We start from the raw sequence: 383 nt of genomic DNA, 5'->3' as shown, positions 1-383 counted from the left end.
GCAAAAACCTGTGATGCAATATCTATAAAAGATGGTCTCGCTATAGCTGCCACTGCGTTATCAATAACAGCCTGCTGAGAAGAAAAAGCCTGCATTGCACTTTCTAAAGCTATTGGTTTTGCCATAGCTGCCAAAGAATTATCAATAACAGATTGCTTAGCAAAAACCTGTGATGCAATATCTATAAAAGATGGTCTCGCTATAGCTGCCACTGCGTTATCAATAACAGCCTGCTGAGAAGAAAAAGCCTGCATTACACTTTCTAAAGCTATTGGTTTTGCCATAGCTGCCAAAGAATTATCAATAACAGATTGCTTAGCAAAAACCTGTGATGCAATATCTATAAAAGATGGTCTCGCTATAGCTGCCACTGCGTTATCAAT

Annotated in this window: 1 protein-coding gene; it reads right to left on the bottom strand. The window is 38.9% G+C overall.

Going from position 1 to position 383, the window contains the following annotated elements; genetic code table 11:
* Positions 1-383, bottom strand: a 383-nt coding sequence (locus PSH48_RS21060) for a hypothetical protein (protein ID WP_273612330.1), incomplete at both ends; no start/stop codon positions are given.

This window comes from Pseudoalteromonas sp. Angola-4, assembly GCF_028599265.1.
Lineage (GTDB): Bacteria > Pseudomonadota > Gammaproteobacteria > Enterobacterales > Alteromonadaceae > Pseudoalteromonas > Pseudoalteromonas atlantica.
The sequence above is the reverse complement of the archived record's forward strand: the minus strand, read 5'-3'. Positions and strand labels throughout refer to the sequence as shown.